The organism is Rhodococcus sp. IC4_135 (assembly GCF_011602025.1).
GTDB classification, from domain to species: Bacteria; Actinomycetota; Actinomycetes; order Mycobacteriales; family Mycobacteriaceae; genus Rhodococcus_F; species Rhodococcus_F baikonurensis.
The window spans coordinates 1-16,564 of the sequence record NZ_JAAOLG010000053.1 but is presented as its reverse complement, the minus strand read 5'-3'; the positions used below and the strand labels follow the sequence as shown (position 1 = coordinate 16,564).

General features: G+C 61.9%; 27 protein-coding genes. 16 read left to right on the top strand and 11 right to left on the bottom strand.

Going from position 1 to position 16,564, the window contains the following annotated elements; all coding sequences use genetic code 11:
* The 5 genes from G8767_RS33390 to G8767_RS33370 all read left to right on the top strand — a co-directional run.
* Positions 1-542, top strand: a 542-nt coding sequence (locus G8767_RS33390; RefSeq protein WP_346843061.1) for a hypothetical protein, incomplete at its 5' end; no start/stop codon positions are given.
* A gap of 44 nt (positions 543-586) precedes the next feature.
* Positions 587-988, top strand: coding sequence for a hypothetical protein (locus G8767_RS33385; RefSeq protein WP_047269868.1), 402 nt, complete (start codon positions 587-589; stop codon positions 986-988).
* Between the two features lie 61 nt (positions 989-1,049).
* On the top strand, positions 1,050-1,925 hold the full coding sequence (locus G8767_RS33380; RefSeq protein ID WP_047269867.1) for a hypothetical protein: 876 nt from the start codon (positions 1,050-1,052) through the stop codon (positions 1,923-1,925).
* Positions 1,922-2,218, top strand: coding sequence for a hypothetical protein (locus G8767_RS33375; RefSeq protein WP_047269866.1), 297 nt, complete (start codon positions 1,922-1,924; stop codon positions 2,216-2,218). Before G8767_RS33380 ends, G8767_RS33375 begins: the two co-directional genes overlap by 4 nt.
* A 43-nt stretch (positions 2,219-2,261) precedes the next feature.
* Entirely contained in the window at positions 2,262-2,648 is a 387-nt protein-coding gene (locus tag G8767_RS33370) for a hypothetical protein (protein WP_174519524.1), read from the top strand.
* A gap of 140 nt (positions 2,649-2,788) precedes the next feature.
* On the opposite strand, the gene G8767_RS33365 is transcribed toward G8767_RS33370, so the two are convergent.
* The 6 genes from G8767_RS33365 to G8767_RS33340 all read right to left on the bottom strand — a co-directional run bounded on the left by G8767_RS33365 (position 2,789) and on the right by G8767_RS33340 (position 7,145).
* Positions 2,789-3,124 carry a hypothetical protein gene (locus G8767_RS33365; protein ID WP_052959843.1) on the bottom strand — a complete coding sequence of 112 codons (336 nt, stop codon included), beginning with the start codon at positions 3,122-3,124 and terminating at the stop codon, positions 2,789-2,791.
* Complete coding sequence (locus tag G8767_RS33360; RefSeq protein ID WP_047269865.1) at positions 3,121-3,909, bottom strand: hypothetical protein; 789 nt, start codon at positions 3,907-3,909, stop codon at positions 3,121-3,123. Before G8767_RS33360 ends, G8767_RS33365 begins: the two co-directional genes overlap by 4 nt.
* A 370-nt stretch (positions 3,910-4,279) precedes the next feature.
* A complete protein-coding gene (locus tag G8767_RS33355) occupies positions 4,280-5,188 on the bottom strand; it encodes a hypothetical protein (protein ID WP_047269864.1) in 909 nt (302 codons plus the stop codon).
* On the bottom strand, positions 5,185-5,730 hold the full coding sequence (locus G8767_RS33350; RefSeq protein ID WP_052959841.1) for a hypothetical protein: 546 nt from the start codon (positions 5,728-5,730) through the stop codon (positions 5,185-5,187). Before G8767_RS33350 ends, G8767_RS33355 begins: the two co-directional genes overlap by 4 nt.
* Positions 5,730-6,386 (bottom strand): TetR/AcrR family transcriptional regulator, encoded by a 657-nt coding sequence (locus tag G8767_RS33345; RefSeq protein WP_052959839.1) that lies wholly within the window; start codon positions 6,384-6,386, stop codon positions 5,730-5,732. Before G8767_RS33345 ends, G8767_RS33350 begins: the two co-directional genes overlap by 1 nt.
* A gap of 126 nt (positions 6,387-6,512) precedes the next feature.
* Entirely contained in the window at positions 6,513-7,145 is a 633-nt protein-coding gene (locus G8767_RS33340) for a helix-turn-helix transcriptional regulator (RefSeq protein ID WP_058228351.1), read from the bottom strand.
* Positions 7,146-7,263: 118 nt separating this feature from the next.
* Here G8767_RS33340 and G8767_RS33335 point away from each other — a divergent pair, with 118 nt between their 5' ends.
* The gene (locus G8767_RS33335; protein ID WP_047269862.1) at positions 7,264-7,596 is read left to right on the top strand and encodes a hypothetical protein; all 333 of its coding nucleotides are present in this window, start codon (positions 7,264-7,266) and stop codon (positions 7,594-7,596) included.
* 237 nt (positions 7,597-7,833) lie between these two features.
* Positions 7,834-8,199, top strand: coding sequence for a hypothetical protein (locus G8767_RS33330; RefSeq protein ID WP_058228352.1), 366 nt, complete (start codon positions 7,834-7,836; stop codon positions 8,197-8,199).
* A 41-nt stretch (positions 8,200-8,240) separates the two neighbouring features.
* On the opposite strand, the gene G8767_RS33325 is transcribed toward G8767_RS33330, so the two are convergent.
* From G8767_RS33325 to G8767_RS33315, 3 genes are all read right to left on the bottom strand, one after another.
* The gene (locus G8767_RS33325) at positions 8,241-8,864 is read right to left on the bottom strand and encodes a hypothetical protein (RefSeq protein ID WP_141695847.1); all 624 of its coding nucleotides are present in this window, start codon (positions 8,862-8,864) and stop codon (positions 8,241-8,243) included.
* A 431-nt stretch (positions 8,865-9,295) separates the two neighbouring features.
* Positions 9,296-9,847 carry a hypothetical protein gene (locus G8767_RS33320; protein WP_141695848.1) on the bottom strand — a complete coding sequence of 184 codons (552 nt, stop codon included), beginning with the start codon at positions 9,845-9,847 and terminating at the stop codon, positions 9,296-9,298.
* A gap of 189 nt (positions 9,848-10,036) precedes the next feature.
* Entirely contained in the window at positions 10,037-10,363 is a 327-nt protein-coding gene (locus tag G8767_RS33315; protein ID WP_047269858.1) for a hypothetical protein, read from the bottom strand.
* A gap of 261 nt (positions 10,364-10,624) precedes the next feature.
* Here G8767_RS33315 and G8767_RS33310 point away from each other — a divergent pair, with 261 nt between their 5' ends.
* The 3 genes from G8767_RS33310 (at position 10,625) to G8767_RS33300 (ending at position 11,713) form a co-directional block, all read left to right on the top strand.
* Entirely contained in the window at positions 10,625-10,810 is a 186-nt protein-coding gene (locus G8767_RS33310; protein WP_047269857.1) for a hypothetical protein, read from the top strand.
* A gap of 95 nt (positions 10,811-10,905) precedes the next feature.
* Positions 10,906-11,352 (top strand): helix-turn-helix domain-containing protein, encoded by a 447-nt coding sequence (locus tag G8767_RS33305; RefSeq protein ID WP_047269856.1) that lies wholly within the window; start codon positions 10,906-10,908, stop codon positions 11,350-11,352.
* Positions 11,353-11,512: 160 nt separating this feature from the next.
* Positions 11,513-11,713: a hypothetical protein gene (locus tag G8767_RS33300; protein ID WP_047269855.1), complete on the top strand. Its 201-nt coding sequence runs from the start codon at positions 11,513-11,515 to the stop codon at positions 11,711-11,713.
* Positions 11,714-11,728: 15 nt separating this feature from the next.
* Here the strand turns inward: G8767_RS33300 and G8767_RS33295 are convergent, their stop codons facing one another.
* A complete protein-coding gene (locus G8767_RS33295; protein WP_047269854.1) occupies positions 11,729-12,229 on the bottom strand; it encodes a GNAT family N-acetyltransferase in 501 nt (166 codons plus the stop codon).
* A 252-nt stretch (positions 12,230-12,481) separates the two neighbouring features.
* On the bottom strand, positions 12,482-12,673 hold the full coding sequence (locus tag G8767_RS33290; RefSeq protein WP_074447153.1) for a hypothetical protein: 192 nt from the start codon (positions 12,671-12,673) through the stop codon (positions 12,482-12,484).
* Between the two features lie 93 nt (positions 12,674-12,766).
* Here G8767_RS33290 and G8767_RS33285 point away from each other — a divergent pair, with 93 nt between their 5' ends.
* The 6 genes from G8767_RS33285 to G8767_RS33260 all read left to right on the top strand — a co-directional run bounded on the left by G8767_RS33285 (position 12,767) and on the right by G8767_RS33260 (position 16,367).
* Positions 12,767-13,096 carry a hypothetical protein gene (locus G8767_RS33285; RefSeq protein ID WP_047269852.1) on the top strand — a complete coding sequence of 110 codons (330 nt, stop codon included), beginning with the start codon at positions 12,767-12,769 and terminating at the stop codon, positions 13,094-13,096.
* A gap of 70 nt (positions 13,097-13,166) precedes the next feature.
* On the top strand, positions 13,167-13,448 hold the full coding sequence (locus G8767_RS33280) for a type II toxin-antitoxin system Phd/YefM family antitoxin (RefSeq protein WP_047269851.1): 282 nt from the start codon (positions 13,167-13,169) through the stop codon (positions 13,446-13,448).
* Positions 13,445-13,726 carry a type II toxin-antitoxin system RelE/ParE family toxin gene (locus tag G8767_RS33275; protein ID WP_047269850.1) on the top strand — a complete coding sequence of 94 codons (282 nt, stop codon included), beginning with the start codon at positions 13,445-13,447 and terminating at the stop codon, positions 13,724-13,726. Before G8767_RS33280 ends, G8767_RS33275 begins: the two co-directional genes overlap by 4 nt.
* A gap of 234 nt (positions 13,727-13,960) precedes the next feature.
* Positions 13,961-15,004, top strand: coding sequence for a hypothetical protein (locus G8767_RS33270; protein WP_058228356.1), 1,044 nt, complete (start codon positions 13,961-13,963; stop codon positions 15,002-15,004).
* Between the two features lie 401 nt (positions 15,005-15,405).
* A complete protein-coding gene (locus G8767_RS33265; RefSeq protein WP_155419183.1) occupies positions 15,406-15,555 on the top strand; it encodes a hypothetical protein in 150 nt (49 codons plus the stop codon).
* Between the two features lie 167 nt (positions 15,556-15,722).
* Positions 15,723-16,367, top strand: coding sequence for a hypothetical protein (locus G8767_RS33260; RefSeq protein WP_047269848.1), 645 nt, complete (start codon positions 15,723-15,725; stop codon positions 16,365-16,367).
* The last annotated feature ends 197 nt before the right edge of the window (positions 16,368-16,564 follow it).

Genomic DNA, 16,564 nt, shown 5'->3' with positions numbered 1-16,564 from the left:
ACCGAAAGGCATCTCAGCCGATGTCCCTGCCCACCCTGCACCGCGCCGCCCTGTCCATCGCCCTCTCCGGAGCTGCGCTCGCCGCACTGACCGCCTGCAGCAGCGACGAGAGCCGCTCTGCGGCGAGCGTGTCCGCCTCCACCAGCGGAACCGTCGTCACCGACTCCTCCGACGACCTCGGCAGCATCATCATCGGCTGGGGCGAGCTGCACACCGACACCGAAATCACCACCCCGAAACCCGAGGACGTCACCGCCCGCTGCACCGGCACCGGCGACAACCTCGCAGTCGACATCACCTCACCGCACGGCTGGAAGATCAAAGCCAACAACCCCTCTCAAACCCTCACCGTCGAGAACACCGAGCAAGACCTCTCCGGAGAAATCGACACCACCAACCAGTTCCTCGACACACTGCGCTCCGTCGACTGGTCGACACCCGACCAGGTCGACATCGCCGCCACCGCACAGGCGCCGGCCGACTGGAACTCCCCCTACGGCACCGGCCGCGTCTACCTGTCCCTACACGTCGACTGCAGCTGATCCGCACCGCGCCGACACCAGCCACCGAGCCCAGGAGAACGCACATGAGCGCCACAGCCCCATCCTCAGCGTCGACCATCGCCGCCACCGCACTCGACACCGGACAGCGCGTGCAATTCGCCGAAACCGGAGACTTGTGGTGGACCGTCCGAGCCGTCTCACATGACCGCCACTTCGTCATCCTCACCACCCCGATCCCCGAGGAAGACAACAACACCAACGATTTCCCCGACGAAACAGAAGCCAGCGTCTACTACACGATCATCGACAACGAACGCCGAGTACGTGGACCGGACAACGTCTGGGGCAACGGCTACGACACCGACGAACAAATCACCCGATCCTTGCAAGACCTCCTCGACGAAGAGATCGAGGTCAGCCGGCGACCATCCAACTGGGAGAACATCCACATCGCTGCCGTGTTGCCACCCTCGTCGACTTGCTGACCACGATCACTGACCAAAGAGAAGCGAGAAGCTGATGTTTCGGCCGACCCAAATCCCTCCGGTGCCCACCGAAGAACTCATGCTCGACGTCGCCACTCACTCACATACCGCGCGTGAATGGATCGAACTTCGTGACCACCAAATCAGAGTCGCTCGTCGCCTCGCCGGCATCCCGCTCGCCGAGATTGCCGAGGCCGCCGGCCTGAGCGTTGCGCGAGTAAAACAGATCGTTCCAACCGACGGACCTCACGGTCTAGAAGACGCAGGCGGTCCGCCGATCCTCGGACCCGAACTTCCGCTGCGCACAATCGACACCGCGAACCAGCCGTGGGGAATTAGAGAAATTGCCCCAGACATACCGACATTCGAATCCGAACGCGCTTTCCTGACCTCACGCGGCGGTCAGTTCGGTACCGATCTCGGCTGGGACTACTACGACACAAGTCGATCGGAACGGTTCCTGATGGGCGCGGTGGAATCTCCGGACGGAGGCATCGACGTCTACGCAGTCGCAGCCCCCGAAGCCAGCGACCCCGTAGTTGCGGGGGAAGTCTGGGAAGGGTCATTGAACGGCCCGTGCTTCCTGCTGGGGAATGTCCAGAGCTGGGCAGTGCTGGAACGCGGGTTTCTACCGGCTCTCCCCGGCATCATGCGCCGGCCGGGCGCGCTGGCATGGGCATACATGCGGACTCGATGGCTCACAGAAATAACTGACGCGGCACCCACCGCCGTGCCGAAGATGCCTGCGTGCGCTTCCTGCGGCGTGGCTCCGAACACAGCTGCATCCGAAACTTCGTGCAATGAGGCCGAATCCGCGATCGAACCGGGCTGGACGTTCACCGCCGAAGAAAGCTACTGCCCGATCTGCGCCGACGTACGAGCCCACACCTGGGGGGCGCGCCGACAAGACGACGAACCGAAAGGCAAGAAACGATGACCACTTCAACCGCCCAGCGTCGCGGAATCCGCGAGCGGACGATCAAAGCAGGAATAGCCGGCATGGCGGCCGGCATCGCCGCAGCCTTCCTTGCACTCATCTTCTACGCGGTAATGCTGGCCACCGCCGACGGCCTGCGCGAGATGATCCGCACGGCGGCGAGCCTCGGTAACCCCGCACTCGCCATCGCCGCCGCCGGACTGGTCCTCGCCACGATTTCCGCGTGCGCGACCGCTCTTGCCTTCGTCCCCGAAATCCGGCGCGAAATCGATGCGATGTGCGTCCGCAACTGACGAACAAGCACACCAAGCGAAGCAACGAAAGGTGAACGAGACCATGACCTACGACCCCTCGAACCTCGAATCAGATCCGACCAGTGCGGCGAGCCTCCGCAAGCCGTGGGCGATCCTCGAAGCTGCGCTGGCCGATATACCCGAGCCGCAACATCACGAACTCACACGCATCGAACACGCAGCTCTCGCGTCGCGAGTGTCCATGCTTGCGCTGCAACCTGACCAGAGCCACCCGCAACGATTTGCCTACCCCATCGACGTCCGTGACACCCTTCAGCGGGCCGCGCTCATCCATGCCACTCTTGCCGCCGCATCCACACACTGCTTCCCGGGCGACCCGAACTATGAAACGAATCAGACTCGACGAATGGATCGCCCGACCAGCCGGCCGCCACAGAACGGCGACGAAGTTAACTTGCCGACAAGCTGACAAGTGTGAAACCGCGAAATACCCCGGCCCGATTGGAGCCGGGGTATCGCGCATTCAAGGCCGTATGCACTGGCATTCGTCGAAGTCAGATCGGTAAGAACATGTGTCCGTTCATCGCCGCGAAGGTCTGGACGCGAGCGTTACGGGCCGGCGCTGCTGATGGCGTCCGAGGTGACCCACAGCCACAGATCCAGTCCGGTTCTCCCGTCGCCGGTCAGCGCATGGATTTTTACGCAGCCGAGCCATTGACCGTCACTGAGGAGCGCCCACGCATAAAGCTCTCCCGGCATGGTGCCTTCGAGGCGAAGACCTCCGGCGAGCACTCGCAGCGGGAGCCGGTCAGGGCGCGTGGCGTTCTTCGCCAAAGGCAAAGCGCGGTTCGTCTCGACGATGACCGGCTTGGGCTCAGGGAGCGGGCGCAGAGTCGGGGTCAGTGGCCACGGCTCACGCCAGCCGGCGAAGTCCGGGGCGGTCATAGCGCCTGCGGAAGTGGAAGCGGAGCCGCCTGTTCGGGAGCGGACGCAGTCCACCCCACCACCCCGCCTGCGGCGCTCAGATCGAACCTGCCGGACCGGGGACGTATGCCCCGGCCACTCACCTCCACATCGACGGAGAAGCCTGTGATGCGCCCATAGCCCTGTCCGATCCCCGTGTACTCGGCGACATGGGAATCGATGCGGATATCCGCCCCGTCCCATCGCCCGTCGGTGACCACCAAGCACGAGCCCTTGCTGCGCGCACGGGCAACCACCGCGCGCGCCCTGGTCGGCGGAACGGCAGCGCCGGCCAGTCCGAGGACAACCAAATCCATTCCATCGAGCAAAATCGCCGCCACGTCTATCGCCGCAGATCCCGGAGTAGGGATCAGGGCGCAGCGTGCGAGCTCGGCTCCCATTTCGGTCGCAGCAAGCAAACCCAGTTTCGGTAGGCCGATGATCGCGGCGTGCATGCCGCTGCCGGTGACCGAGGCGAGCAGGCTCAGCAGCACCGACGACGCACCGTCCACCGAGACGACCGAACCGCGTGCGAGGCCACCTCTCGGGAGCAAGGAAGCGAGCGCCGGAGGAACCTCGAGAACACTCGTGGCGGATTCGGTGATCGTCTCGGGCCGGGTCTCGAACCGCGCTTCGCTGTGCTCGGTCGGGACGGCTGGGGCAGCGGCCCCATCGGTGCGTGCGGGGATCGAGGCCATGCGTCGGCGCAATGCCTCGATACGGTCACCGGGAGCCAGGGCCGCGAGAGAGTTCGGGTCGGCGGTCACAGGTGCTGACCTCCTCCGTCATCGCCTTACCGCCCACACTCTAGTCGAACATATATTCGAAATCGAGGGGCGGTTATGCCTCCGTCGGATCGCCGACGACAGGCGATCGAATGTTTGGGCCAGCGCAGCAGGGGAAGCCGTACGGGGCGGGAGCGGCGAAGTACTGAAGGGGTATCTGCGCCAGTGCCGCGCACAAGGACCCACCAACCGGCTGTGTGCTCGCCGGGGGTGGGTCCTGTTCTTCGGCCGAGCAGGGGGGAGGTCGATGCCTAGTCGGTCTTCATCGGTACCGAGTGGCCCCGGTTCGTCCTCCCTGTCGACGCGGCTGCATCCCGGCAGCGCGATTTCTCAACTCTAATGTCATTGTGTTTCAGCCCTTTTCGATCTTCGGTAGCTCTCCGTACGCATCGAGCTGCCCCGCGGCAATGTCGGTGACGTTGTCGAGGACCGGCTCGATGTTCTCGACCGCGGTCCGTGCTGCGGTGAGTTTCGCGACTTGCTCACGGGCGCGGCGCGTACTCCGTTCGCGTTCCTTCGTCAGCTCGGCACGACGTGCGGGTTCGGCAAGCTCGCGGTCGAAACTGTCGACACGGTCAGCGATGTCCACCAGCCGTTGCGTTCCGTCCCTCAAACGTTCGGTGCACGCGAGAACAGCAGCTTCGGCCGCGTCGATCTGCTCCCGGAAGTCGGGTACCGACGCCCCGGCCACCTGCTCGTACACGGCGCGCAGTTCCGCATCGAGGTGCACTCCGGCTTTGAACTGCTGCGCGAGGTTCCACAGGGCCGCGTCGACGTCGATGCCGGTGAGCCACCCTTCCCGGACGGCAGCAGAGCCCCGGATCGCCTCCTCGGCGTCGAGTGCCCGCACCAGGGGCCTCGCTAGTCGTGTGGGGGCGTTGACGATCTCGCCGGCGGTGACGATGTCAGGGCCTGCAGTCTTCACCTTGGCCGCGCCGCCGAGTCCGTAACCAGCGAGCGAAAGGCCGAGCCCCCCGAACACCGCCCACCCACCTGCCTGCACCAGCAAGTTGGTGGGTTCGTTGTTCGCCTCCTCCACCGCGGGGAAGAGAAGTTCGAACGGGTTCGTGCCCGCTGCCAGAAAACCGAGAGGGAGCGCCAGAATTCCGAGCGCCACCAGGACCGTCCCGATGACGAGGGCGATAGTCCCGAGGGCAGTGGCCACGTAAATCCATCGGTACCAACTGCCCGGACGAGCTAGCACGACCTGCCCCGCCGGTTGCGCCTTCAGCTTCTCGAGTCGTTTCTCCGGTGACGTCATTGCCCCTCCTCATTTCGGGCCTGTCGCCGGAGCGCGTTGAATGGCGCGGCAGTGCGGCGAGTAGACAGGTCGGTCGCTTCGGAATGTGTGCGAATGCTCATGGCGGCAGGGCGCGATGAGTGAGCGGTGTTCGTACCCGGGGCATGTTCTCCCTCTCGCGCAGACGTACCGGGGTGAGTGAGGTCGTTCAGGTGGGAACGCACAATCGAGCGGGTTGCTCGGAGGCTGCGCTCTGCCGCGGCGAGGTGAGCGACGATGTCCTGGTCCTCGGCTTCGACGGCGAGAAAGTTTTCGACGTCGCGGGACGAGGTCGGCCCGTCGTACAGAGCCCGGAGTACTGCGCGGGCGTCACCGATCTCGGCACGCGCTTTCTCCAGCGAATCGAGCATCGACGACAACTGCTCACACGCTGCAACGTCCTCCTGATCAACGGCCGCGGAAACACGCCGCTCGTCGAGGTGTCTGTCGAATTCGTCATCGGACTGGACCCGGAAACCGCACGTGCACATCAGGTCGTCAGCGCGAGCGTGCACGAAACGCATCACTGCTCCTTTCCCCCGGCCGCCGATCCGATCAGATACGAGGACAGCATGTCCGCGGTGCGCGCTGACAGGTCGAGATCCTCACGCAAGATCGACACACTGTGCACTGCTCCGACGAAACCCGAGCACAGGTTCCATCCGAGGCGGCGGCCCATGACGGTGTCGCTGATCGACCCCGAGTGGATACCGCCTTCGACGAGATCACTGGTGGTGTCGATCCACCGGCGGTACGAGGCGTGCGCGCCGTCGATGGAGGGATCGAGAGTGAGTTTGAACCCGGCCCGGATACTCCGGTCGTTGTCGATGCGCTCGGCGAGGGAGGCGAACACGGCGCGCAGCTGCTCGGCAATCGATCCACCAGCAGCCGCTGCGCCGGAAAATGCTTGCGCGACTGCGCTGTTCCATCCTTCGATGAATTCCTGTGCGATCGCTTCCTTGGACGCGAAGTGGAAGTACACCGAACCTTTGGTGAGCGAATTCGGGGCGGTGACCACATCGTTCATGGTGGTAGCGGCATAACCGGCAGTGTCGAAAGCGATCGCGAACGCTTCTACGATCGCCGCGCGGGTGGCGATCGAACGCTGCTGCGGCCTGTACGTCCTGTGTCGAGTACCGCCAGCGGCCTGGCCGTTGTCAGGTCGAATATGATCGGTCATGGTTACGGACTCCAGTTTCTGTGACTGTGTTGGGTTGGGCCCTGGTGGTGCTCTGAACACCGCCAGGGCCGCTCATCTTCACTGCGTTGTAGGCGGGTTGCAGCTGGTCGGCGCGCCTTCCTGGGATCAGGGCGAGGGTCGTGTCCGTAGCTCCGCGATGAACTTCTCGGCTCTGTTGAGGTTGTCTCGCACCACCCCGATCGCCTCGCTCACCTCGTCGAGCTCACGGCCACTGGGCGGCGCCGCGAGGCCCTCGTCGATGGTGCCCGGGTCGAGTGCGCCTGCGAGATCGCGGCCGGCACGAATCATCACCCGCGCCGAATGTGTCGCGGCCGGACTGACGGCTCCCTCCCCGCGGCCGACGGTCCGCGAACGAGGGGGGCGACCGTACGCCACGCGCGCCGGCTCGCCCGCCTTCTGGGCGGTCACCATCCCGAGCTGATCGCCGTAGTGCGCGAACCAGATCCGCACATCTTCGACCGGCCGGCCGACCCGCGCTGCGATCTCCACGTCGGTCAGGTCGTCGAATTCCCCTGCCGCGCATTGCTCGGCCGTGACTGGAGCCAGCAGGCCGATCAACTCGTATTCCCCGACTTCGAGGATGGACAGCAACGTCGAAAAACGTGGCTCGGAGACGCCTGACTCGTACCGCGAGAGTACGGGCTGAGCAATACCAACTCTGTCCGCCAAGTCGCGTTGAGACCAACCACGCTGTGCACGTAGACGTTTGAGGTGTTCGGCTGCAGACAAGTTCGGCATGACCACAACACTCCCACCTGAACACTAAAAAGTCAAGACGATAACGAAATAAGTATCAGATGTGTTAGCGTTCTCCCTACCAGACACGCAACCAGCCCCACTCGATCGAGGAGAAACCATGACCACCATCGACATTCCGATCGCCTTCACCGATGCCTTCATCGCCTACGCCAACGAAAAGAACGAAAGTGACGACGAATTGAACATCGACGTCGCTGCCGACCGGCGCACCCTGAACCTGCGCACGGTCAGCCCTGTCCAGACGGCCTTGCGGCTGACGACCGGCGACGGCGCCACCGTCACAGCGGAAATCTGCACCGTAGAGCTGGTTAGCGGCCCGGCCGGGGAGGTGGAAGAGAACTGGTACGAGGACGGAACGGTCGAGATCAGGCTCACCGACCCGGTACACGCAGCACGACAAGCAGTCGAATGCTGGATCCAGACCCTCTGACACGCGCGGCATACCGGCATACCTCCGTCGGGCCGCTCTCAGGGTCGTGGAACCGGTGTGTCCGAACCGCATGACACGATGACAAACACAAACCTCGCCCGAAGGCGTCAGCCTCGGCGACACCACACAACGGGGGCTCGATGACCAACTACGACAGTGAATTCGACGCAGTACTCAATCGCGGACGCGTCTACGACAGTGCCGCGCAACTGCGCGCCACCCCCCGCGGGAACTCCGATGATCGACGCCGAGGGCGGACACTGGATCCGCGGATACAACGACCCGGCCGAACCGCGATGGCGGCGCCAAGCAGCGCCACGGCTGATCTGGATAGGAGTCGGGGACGGTCACGACCGGTGCCAGTCCTCCGAGATCGCTCTCCCCGCCGTCCACGCTGCTACCGAAGACTTCTGGCCCACTACCCTCCTGGAAGGGCCGCTGAACCCGGTGTCGATCGGATCGATCCCCGGAGGTCACGTCGGGCCAACCCCAGGGTCGATCGGATCGATCCCCGGAGGCTGCGTCGGCGGAAACCCTGGCCTCTCCGTGCGGGCGGCGGGCGACAATGAAATCGCGACGGATGGAGACACTCATGACAGATGAACGCTCGTATCCGAGGTGTTGATCAGCCGGTGTGGTGGGCGCTAATGGGTGATCTCGTGGTCGGTGAGGTAGATCAGGCGTGTGTCGTTGACGCTGAAGGCCGTCGGATCGTCGGGATGTTGTTGTGCGATGACGAAGACCTGCAGAGCAGAGCTTTTGTCTACCCGCCAGGATTTGCGTGCATGTGTGTATGCCCAGTCCAACTCTCGTTGGAGGGCGTTGCGCCGGCCGGTGGGCCATCCGGCGCGGTCGATGGTGAGGGTGCAGAGCAGCGGCTTTGGGCTCCGGGGTTGCTTCGGAAGCAGCGTGATGGTGAGCAGATCCCCGTCCTCAGATGGCGGTTTATTCCAACGCAGTTCGGCGTAGAAGACTCTGGCAGCGAGTGCGGGGATTTCGTCGTTCCAGACGCTGATCCTCCTGAAGGCGTACCGGTAATTTTCGGCGTCGACACCGGGGATACGAAGTGATTCCGCTTCGCGTGCACTTTGGGTCGCAAAGTAGTTCCAGGTGTCGACGACACGGCCGAGTGTGTGAGCGTCGCGGCTACGGCCACCAGGCACCGATCTGGCTGCACCGCCCCCCGAGCGGGATCTGCGCCGATTATCGACGTCAACATCGGAGTCGCCGTCGCCGGGAGCTTTTTTCGTAGCGACCGTACGATCCACGAGCACCAGTCGATGCGGAATGCCAGAACCCGTGCCTTCGAGACTTGTTTTGCTGTCGCGGGAACTCAATGGGTTGTCCCGCGGGGACTTTCGATCGCAGTCTGCGGCATGTTTGATCGGCCCGGACCCCGAACTGAACGTCGGGGACTTGTCTTGCGATGATTCCATATTCCACGCGAAGACTCGGATCAAGCAACCGGCGCAAAGGAACGTCGCGGCGTCTCGATCTGGTTTGGTCCATCGTTCGACCTGGCGTGCGGTGATGGGGGTCATTGTTCCGTCGGTATCGACGAGGAACGCTTCTCTGTCTGCGGAGAGGGACCCTTGACGGGTGGTAGATCTGGTCCCCATAAATTGTCCATTTCTATTCGACGATTGATGCGCGGTAACGGCGATGCACCTGGAGCAATCGAGCTATCCCGAGTGGTCGTTCACGAACACTCGATAGGTGAAGCTGTTATAGGACACGGATTCGATTGAGAGCCATCGTCCGAGGCTGCGTAATTCTTCGGGGTCGGCATGCGGCCAGTTCGCCGCCGCGTCATGTATCCGTCATCGTCGTAGACCGGCCGTCCGTCTGTCCAGGTCATGTAGGGGCCGACGATCGTGAGCGATTCTGTATCAGACATCGTGATGTTTGTTTCTTCGATGGCCACAACACGTGCGCGAGTGCAGGACAGACTCACGGTTTCGGGAAAATCTTCATCCGCCGTCAGCGATGAGGAAGGAAGTGGCTCAACGAGATACAGGGCGCCGCGCCCCTGGAGTGCTTCGGTCCGGGTGGCGAACGCACGGGCGAATTCACGTATCGGGCTGATGTAGACCACGTTGTTGTCTTGGGCGACGTTGCGGGATCCGTACGTCACACCGCGTCGGCGCAATTGGGCGAGGGACTGGATATGTTGTCCTACTTCAATTCCCGGTGCGCCACCATGCCATAGAGGCGTATCGCGACTGATGCCTACTTTTTTGTATGGATCCATGGGTGCCACGGTATAGCGCACGGAGCAGATGTGGTCGCTACGCGCAAAGGCGGGGTTTTTCGAGCGCGGGAAGTGCGGACGCGAATCGAGGTCCAGGTGCGCAGGAAGACCTACTGCCACGGCGACGGAAGCGTCCAGTGCAGAACCGGATTCGACTGGAAACCCCGTTTTGGCAGGAGTGTTGGCTCTCTAGTTCTTGTGGTCGGACAGGGGAGGAAGCTCTCCGTCTGCGCGCTGGCGGGCGCGTCGAGCGCCGAACAGGTGCGCCAGTTCCGTCTGCGCACGAATAGCAGCCACAACGTCGGCTACCGACTCGGTGTCCGAAACATGATGCCGACAATGGGTGATTCCGCGTATCTCGTACATTGCCACCGCAGCGTTCAAATCAGCAGTAGCCGAAGCTATTCCAGCACGTTCCTCCGCGCTGAGAGTGCGGGTGAATCCTGCGAACTCTTCGGATCGGTCATCGCGGGTTGTGGTCGGCCGCGTACGCAGACGACTGAACAGTGTGAGCATGGTCGATCCCCCGTTGGTTGAGATTCTCGGTTCGAATCACCGACACGACGGCGCCGGTACGAGCCCACGATAGCGCCCCTGTGCGGCTGCACGCGGCCCTGCCTCGGTAGGGGAAGCGATCTCTTCGGAACAAATCGAGAGGCAGATGAATTCTCCCTAGGTTGCTAATTGACAATCTAGTGGTTATGCTGTGGTTGTCAACTAAATAGAGAGGTGCGAAGATTGCCACAGAGATTCAGAGGAATCGACCAGGACACGAAAGTGATCCTGAAGGCACTCGAGAAGGCCGGATTCGACATCCGCGCCACGAAAGCGGGTCACCCGATGGTCTACAAAGACGGTCAACTGATCACGACGTTCTCGAAGACGGCCAGCGACCGTCGAGCCGTGAAGAACGCACTGGCGCAGATCAAACGCCAGACCGGGTTCCAATGGCCGCCACGCTAGTGGGCACGTGAGAAAGGGTCGGGGATGTAGAAGGCATCCCCGACCCGGACTCATTCAATCAAACTTCGCACCGCAACAGAAAAGGACCACAACCCATGACCGCACAGCCCTACAACGTCGTCGCCGAACTCGACGCACCGTTCGACGAGGGGACCGTCGAGCTGTTGATCGACCCCATCGCCGACTACAGCGGAGCAGTAGGACGCTCCGAACTCGGCCGCACCGAACTCGTATTCACCCTGCCCGCAGACTCCGTCCGCCAGGCCAACACCACCGCATTGGCGATCCTCGACCAGTACACGCCGGCGCTGGTATCGCTCCGTGTGCTGCCTGCCGCCGACTTCGACACGCTCACCGAAGCCGCGGAGCTGCCGGCGCTCGTATCGGTCAGCGAAGCAGCAGAAGAGCTGGGTGTGAGCCGCCAGAGCATCCTGAAATCCATCAAGACGGCCAAGCTCCCCGCCACCCGCGTGGGCGACACCTGGGCCGTTCGAAAGTCGGTCGTCCAGGCGCGAGCGCGCGACAACGCCGAAAGTGCCTAGCGTTCCGGTGACCTGCACGAGTTCTGGTTCTGTACAGAAATATGAGGCGCAGAACTCGGAGTATCTCAGCGGTGTCGTGGGACGCGGCTGCCGACTATTTCTCCAGGTCAACAGCTGAGGAGAAGATAGACAATCGTCAACATCTCGACAGGAGATTCTCGTGCAGCAAGGTGCCCAAGTCAGAATCGGGGCCGAAGGCGTCTCGCCGTTCACGATCGTCAGCGTCGACGAGGACACGCACACCGCAATTATCGAATCCACCGCCGACGCCCCCGGAAAATATCCGTTTCCGGCGAAGCTGGCCACTCTCGTGCCGGTCGTTGGGCTGGCACCCGGCCACCCCGATGAACACGACGCCTAAATGAACAACAGGCAGTCAAAGTTCCCTGTAGATGCCACAGGGATAGACGTCGTTGTCGAAACCAATCGAATGAGGCCGGGCGCCCACGTCGAATGGAAGCGGCACTCCAGGTTGTAGAACGGTGAAACCGGAGTTCGCATAGAGCGGTGCGGCTGAGGCTGCGCAGTTTCCAACGATGAGATCCGCCGGGAAAATGGCGGGAATCAAGTTCAGAAGCACCGTGGCAACCCCGCGCCCACGCCATTCGGGCAGGACGACGATATTGCGAAGAAACGCGACTTTCCCCCTCTGAAAGGTCGCTCCGCCGATAACGACTGAGCCGATGACCTCGCCATCAGGTCCGATAGCGACCGCCCCACCTTCCTCTTCGCTCATGTCGAAATCGGGAACCCCTGTGATGTGCTCTCGCACCATGGCCGTCACCGTCAGGATGTCCGGTCGATCGATATCACGGAAAGTTACTCCCACCTTGCCCAACGCTCGCACGTACCGCCGATAAATCTTGATCCGTTTCACTAGGTCAACGGGAGCCCCAAGCACGATTTCTCTATCGAGTCCCTCGTGCTGTGAACGTCCTGAAACGGACGCGGGTGCAGGACGTGACTTCGGCTTGGGCTTTCGCTTCTTCGAAACAGGCATATGGACGCTCAATTCTCAATTCAGTTCGAGTTGGTCGGCACCCGGAACGTACATGCCGCGCGCCACCTTTCGGGAAAGGAAGACCGTCCCGGCGTTTTCCGGGCGGGCACGGCGATTCGCGATGGGCAGTCAGTGATCCTGATCGAAGTTGGCGGGCCTGTCCGGCGTCGCGTCGCGCTCCTCTGGTTTCTCCACGATGAGGGGCCTGACCCCGGCTTTGTACCGATATCCCCACCAACCATTCGGCAGCAGAACCATTCCCGCCTGACCCTCGTCAGGCGGCGGCCTCCAGCCTCCATCATCGTCAGGGGTTCGAGTCATACCGACAGTGTCTCAACCTCGGAAACCCGGACGTGACCGATCGTCGGTCAACCGGCATTGACCAATGTATGAGGTCAATGTACGTTGACCCATATGCAAAGACTCAACCGGATCCATTACAACTTCCTGGCCGATGAAATGTCCGCTTTATGCGCTCGTGTTGCCGAGGGTATCGAATCCCCTTCTGCCGAAGCATTTTCCGCCGAACAGGAGCACGCGCTGTCGATGCTGCGCGTAGCCAAGTCCATGCAGGAAACCGCCGACAATGTGGCCGCGAACGCGGCTCAGCTCGCACGCAACACGGGGTGCTCTCCCACGGACATGGCTAAAGCGTTCGGTGTCTCCAAGCAGGCAGGCTGGAAGCGGTGGCACGGTGTGCCGAGGGCTGCAGCGATTCTCCGTGACGACCGCGAAGTTTGGTGATCACCGAAGCGCCCCATGTTGGGTGGCCGCCCTTGGGGGAGCGCCCATATTGCCGGTGTGCGCTAGAATTATGTACATGACAACTCTTCCGGTGGCCGACGCCCGAGCGCAACTCTCTCGTCTCGTCGACGAGGCCGAGCGCACACACGAACGGTTCGAGATCACCCGCAACGGGCATCGTGCCGCGGTGCTGCTCGGCGCCGACGACTACGACGCGTTGCGCGAGACGATCGCCGTGCTGGCCGATGAATCGCTACTGGCCGGACATTTGGCGGGAGTGGCTGAGGCGCAAGCCGGAGACACTCTCGACGCCACAGATTTGGCCGCGTTCCTGGGTAAGAGCGAGGAGTGAGCGGCCCCAACGATCCCTATGTCCTAGCAGTGGCGCGCTCAGCGGCTCGATCGCTCAAAGCGGGCCTGCCCGAGAAGGTTGCGGTAGCCGTCTACGAATTCATCACCGGCCCGTTGCTCGAGAACCCTCATCGGGTCGGTAAGCGGCTCGATCCGCCACTTGCGCCGGCGTATTCGGCACGGCGCGGCGCGTATCGGGTGCTGTACTTGATCGACGATGACGCCCGCCGGGTCACGGTCACTGCGATCGCGCACCGCTCCGATGCTTACCGCACTTGAAAAGCGCCTCGACCTGCATAACCGACATGTCCCATGCGGAAATGAAACATTCCGCGGGTGAGAAGCCGGCACTCCGCGACGGAATGCGTATGCATGTCGCCGAATAGGGCCGGGTCTAACCCGGGTTGTGTCAGTATTCAAAATCGTCAGCATCGCCAACGACGAAATCCTCGCAGTGCGATAGGAAATTTGATTGTTCTCTGCCGTGCTGGCGCCAGTTGATACGGTCACGCGGTGACGATGATTCCCAAAGACGAAGCCAAAAACACTGTCTATCAGGTGCACTACCGGCCCAACGACAACGATGCGAACGCGATACTGCGAGTTGCCCTTCTCATCGCAGGTAAGGACCGGTGCTATCTCTGCAAAAACCGGGTGACTTTCACTGGAGCAGCGATCGACCATATTATTCCCCGAACAATTCCGTCGGCCGATCTCAAACCGATCAAAGAGAAGCACCTCACGCCTGCCCAAGCAGAGGTCTTCGATCTGCACCGGGCACACAACCTTGCTCCGATCTGCATCGGATGCAACTCAACCAAGTCGAATTCCACCTTCGAAGACGTTCCCGCGCTTACTCTCTGGCTGAAGGTGGCGCACGAGAGACAAGTTGCGGTTGAGAAGACGGTGACGGACCTTCGCTCCGAATCCGGCATAAAGAGTGCGATGAGCAAACTCCTCGCCTCCGACCTTTCGTCCGCGACGGTACAAGAGTGCCTGGCGGCCCTCGGCCCGTCCTTGATAGACCGTTTTCGATCCGAGGTGCCCGCAGTGTTGGAAGGTCCCTCTGCCTATGCCTACAAGGGCGAGAACAGCGATCACGGGTGGGATGGGCACTCTTTCGGCGATGGCCCCCTGGTTCGTCCGATAGTCCTGGATGAACATTCGAGGCGAGCGAAAATCGGCCTTGAAGAGGTGTTCAGATGGGACTTCGATGAGGCGCTGGACATCGCTTTTGATGCTGTCGATCGTGCAATCAAGGTCGTTCTGGCCGATCAGATCGTCGCAGACTCTCCAGGTGTAGAGGAGGGTTCGAGCGCAGAGCCAGGTTCCGTAGAGGGCCTGACGACTATCACGGTCAACGAAGTACGCATTGAAGAGGGAACCGTATTCGTGAGGGGTCCTACGAGTCGGACGGCTCCGCCCAGATTGCGATTGTGGACTATCAAAACGACTCGGGGACCACATGGGATCAAGGAGATACCGAGTCGCAGGGCGTCTTCGAGGTGCCACTTTCGGACGAGCAGGGCAAACCAGAAGCCGGTGACGTCATCCTGAACTGATCAGGGACTGTTTCGTGCCCGATTTTCACTGTTTCGAATGTTGTTGATTTCCAGTCGGTTTGGTGCGGCATGGTTTCGAGGGCTCCGCACGTTGGTGTTGTCGAGGACATCGAATCGTGTTGTCGAAAAGCGCGGCTCCGAAGCGCTCGATTGTTATCGCGAGAGCATGGGTTGGTGATACCGAACCTGCTTCCCAGCCGCGATGTGGCCAGTCACGCTGTGTGCTTGAGGGTTTGAGGTCTTCGGCTGCGGCCTCTTCGCTATCGTCCCAACATGAGCAGCTGAACACTAAAACAGCAAGTTGATACCGAAAAAGGTATCAACTGTGTTAGGGTAGGTGAGCGCACAGAGAGTGCACACGGTAGGCCGGGTTCCCGGGGGAGTGGAGTTGTTGTCATGAGTCGAGTTCCCGCAAATGTTGTCGAGGTAACCGTCGAGACCCATGTGCGGGTTCTGGGGCAGCGCATCAAGGTGACTCCGGTTTTGGCGCGTTGGATTCCGTCACCGGTGCGCAAGCGTCTGCGCGCCGCGTACGGGTTGGCATAGGCACTTCGATTGAGTGGGTGTCCATCCCTTGCGGGGTAGGCACCCACTCACCTGAGTATGAAAAAGCCGTTTCCGCAGTACCCTTCACCAAACCGTCCACGCCAAGGCTGTCGCTTGAGCAGCGTCGTGGTTCAATTCATCGGCGTCACTCAGGGGAGGAAATCAAGATGGATACTCGTCAACTTGCGTGCGCGGCTCTACTCGTAGCTGGACTCGCCGCAGGATGCGCTTCGAGCGAGACCGCAGCTGACCACACCGCCGTGCGAGCAGGAAGCCTCGCAGAGGAGAAGGCATTCCACGGCGCCGGCGCCATTGACAGCGCGTACTTGTCGAGACGCGACATCGCGCAGACGATGCCTCACACCATGTGCCGATCGCTCGACACAGCCGACCCGCAGACAGCACCCGAGCACATCATGTGGTTGCCGCCGAACGGACATGACCTCGCTGTCGTTCGTAACCAGGCGCTGGAGGACAACGAAAGTCTCCGCCAAACACTGCGTTCAGTGGATCCACAGACAGCCCCCACGGCTGCAGCCCTATGGACGGCGCCAAACTTCGAATACGGCACACCCAACACATTCGTCAGCGACACGGGCGACCTCTGGATAGCAATTGAGCAAGTACAACCACCGTGTACGTCGATCGTTCCCGAAGAAGTAGGCCCCATGGGGATCGGCGAATGCCTCTTTGCCACCATCAACCGCCAGGGGGCGGTTACTGTGGACCGCCGCGCTCGCAGCATCACCGAGACGCCCCGGCAGGATGGGGACTCGGCGGCGCAACTCAGCTGTAACGAGCCGCCCTTCTGAGAGTTCCGGACCTAACAAAGGCCCCCATCTGCTGGCGTGGGGTCTATTTCTTTAACGGTGTTTCGGCGGTTTTCCATCAGTAAGTTTCCGATCCCGGCCAACGATCGGCGAACGTGATCGCAAACGCGTTCAGAGCGGGCTTCCACCTCGTTATCCATCGTGCCTGGCCCTTGCCTGTCGGGTCGAGCGAACGTGTC